Genomic DNA, 3,058 nt, shown 5'->3' on the forward strand with positions numbered 1-3,058 from the left:
TCCGGCCTTCGCAAGATACCATCCGCAGAAAAGCCCTGCAGGACCACTTCCCACTATAGCTATGTCATATCTCATTTTTATACCACCTTAATTTTTATAAATGTGATTTAACTTTTTGAACTATTCTTTCCTTTGGCATAAATCCAACTAATGTTTCTACCGGCTTACCATCTTTAAATATCATCATTGTAGGTACAGTAGATATTCTAAATTGTTGTGCTAATTCTAAACTTTGATCTATATCAACTTTTAAGAATGTTGCATCATTTTTCATTTCTTCCCCTGCTTGTTCAAATACAGGTGCTAACATTTTACATGGTCCACACCAAGTTGCAAAGAAGTCTACTACAACTACCCCTTGATTTTCTTCAACGCTTCCTCTAAATTGAGATGTATTTATTATTTTAGCCATGGATATTCCCTCCTAATATTTAATTACTTTATTTATTATGTGTATTTATTTTAATATTATTAGTATATTCAAATTATACCCAAGTTGCAATCATTAAACCACCCTTTTTTAGCATTTTTTTACTTTATGTTATTTTGTCGCACTTATTATTTTGTATGATTATCTTAAACTCTGTTTTGTTATTTTCACATTTCACAGATATCTCTGCACCTAAATTTATAGCTATCATCTTAGCAATAGATAATCCAATTCCAGATCCCTCTATATCTTTATCTCTTACATTTTCACTTCTAAAAAATCTATCAAATATATACGGTATATCCTCTTGTTTTATTCCTACTCCACTATCTATTATAAAAATCTCTGTATAAACATTGTCTTTTTGATTTATATTTATAGCTATAAAATCATTTTCTTTGGTATATTTAAAAGCATTATCTATAAATATAAGAAGAAGTTGTCTTAATTTATTTTCATCTGTAAATATAGTTTCATTTTTCAAATTAAAATTCATCTCAAATCTTTTTTCTTGTATATCTGCTATATCAACATAATCAACACATATATCTTTTATAAAATTTTTTATATTTACTTCAGTTATGTTAAGCTTAGTTATAGCTTCTTCTTTAGTTAAGGATAACAAATCGCTTATCATTTTTTTACTCCTTCTTATCTCACTCATAGCATCTGCTATAGTTTCAACCTCATCACTTATAGTACTATTTGGATGTTTTAACATACGTTCTAATTTAGATGAAATTATTGATATTGGTGTTCTAAGTTCATGAGAAGCATCTTGTATAAATTTAGCTTGATTATTCCAAGCAGTCTCTATAGGTATTAATGCTTTTTTAGTCAAATATACTGCTAAATAATAAGTTATAATAAGTGATATTAATATACCTATTATAAATACAAATATAAGCTGTCTAAGAGAACTTATCTCAGAGTCAATATTTCTAATTATTTGAATCTGATATTCATCTATTTCTACGTTTAATTCTCTAAAAGTATATCCATTTTCACTAAATGTAAATATATCATTTAATTTATTAGTATACCGGTTTGGTAATACATCACTAAAATAACCATTTTGAGGAGTGTAATACATTACTCTATCTCTTTTATATATATAAATCATATTACTTGGATATTTTGTAACTGGATAAATCATAGACTGCCTAGTAAGTTGTATAGCTATAGATTCTAATTCATTATTTAGTTTATTATCTATGCTCTTATATGTAACTCCTTTAAAATATGTATATATAAATATAGAAAATAAGATTAAAAAACTAAGCACTACTACTATGTTAATCTTTATAAGACTGGATTTAGTTTTATTAAATACCTTTTTATTTATCATCAAAAATATATCCTACCTTACGTTTAGTTTTTATATATTTGTCATACCCAAATTTACTTAACTTTTTTCTTAAGTTACTAACATAAACTTCTACTATTTCTATAGTAGAATCTGAATCAAGACCCCATATCCTATCATAAATTTGTTCTTTTAATAATATACACCCTTTGTTTAATAGGAAATATTCTAATAAATTAAACTGCTTATTTTGAAGCTCTATTTCACAATCATTTATAAATACCCTTTTTTCATTTATATCTACGTGTAAGTCCTTAAATTGTAATACATTTTTATTTTTTAACTTTCCAGTAGTTCTTAGTATTGCATATACCCTAGCCACTAACTCTTCCATATAAAAAGGTTTTGTTAAATAATCGTTTGCACCTATTTCAAAAGCCTTTACTTTATCATCTAATTCTTCTTTTGCAGTTAATATAAGTACTGGTGTTTCTATATTTTTTCTAATACTTTTTAATATATCTAGTCCATTGATTCCAGGAATCATTATATCTAATATTATTAAATCATATATATTTTGGTTAATTTGGTATAGTGCATCTTCTCCATCGCTACATTTATATGTATCAAAATGATTATCAAGTTCATCACATATACTCTTTAATATTTTTATATTATCTTCTACTACTAATATCTTCATACTCTGCTCCTTTTTTAACACTTTATTTAATATAAATTATACAATATAATTATTTATTTTAAATAAAAATTCGTTTCGCTCGAGCGACGTGTCGGATAAATACTTCATTTAGCCAACGATATATCCTTACTTAAAAATATATTTTTTTACTTTTCTACATATATTAATACTACTTTATCATAAAATTCTAGTAAATAAAAAACTTCTAGAATATAACTAGCTAATTTTACTTAGTACCTATATCCTAGAAGTTTTATTTTTTCCATATTTTATTTCTTACTTAATTAATTTAATTTATAATTGTTAATTATGTTTACGAAATTTTCTATATTAAATTCCTCATTACCATCAACATTATCTGTAACTTGATGATAGTACCAATTCGCAAAATTTGGGTCAGCTAAAGTAGCATTAATTTTTTCAAAATCTACGTCAATTTGATTTAAATTATTATCTCTATCCATAGTTATCACCACCTTAAATTATATTTAGTATTAGTAATATATATATGATTTATTCATATTCCCCTTGTTATATTAATTCAATACTAACCACTTATACTTGCTTTATGTAATTTAAGGTCTATATTTATGTTTGCTTTTTCTTTTATATCATCATAACT

At 24.9% G+C, this 3,058-nt stretch carries 4 protein-coding genes; all 4 read right to left on the reverse strand.

Annotated elements, in window-relative coordinates; genetic code table 11:
- Positions 1 to 94: 94 nt before the first annotated feature.
- Entirely contained in the window at positions 95 to 412 is a 318-nt protein-coding gene (trxA, locus tag Q5F54_RS12250) for a thioredoxin (protein ID WP_071119890.1), read from the reverse strand.
- A 124-nt stretch (positions 413 to 536) separates the two neighbouring features.
- Positions 537 to 1,778 (reverse strand): cell wall metabolism sensor histidine kinase WalK, encoded by a 1,242-nt coding sequence (locus Q5F54_RS12255; protein WP_288525889.1) that lies wholly within the window; start codon positions 1,776 to 1,778, stop codon positions 537 to 539.
- A complete protein-coding gene (locus tag Q5F54_RS12260) occupies positions 1,768 to 2,436 on the reverse strand; it encodes a response regulator transcription factor (protein WP_071119888.1) in 669 nt (222 codons plus the stop codon). The genes Q5F54_RS12255 and Q5F54_RS12260 overlap by 11 nt, the downstream gene beginning before the upstream one ends.
- Positions 2,437 to 2,720: 284 nt before the next feature.
- Complete coding sequence (locus Q5F54_RS12265; protein WP_277232644.1) at positions 2,721 to 2,900, reverse strand: hypothetical protein; 180 nt, start codon at positions 2,898 to 2,900, stop codon at positions 2,721 to 2,723.
- Between the last annotated feature and the right edge of the window lie 158 nt (positions 2,901 to 3,058).

Source organism: uncultured Romboutsia sp., assembly GCF_958366745.1.
Taxonomy (GTDB): Bacteria; Bacillota; Clostridia; order Peptostreptococcales; family Peptostreptococcaceae; genus Romboutsia; species Romboutsia timonensis.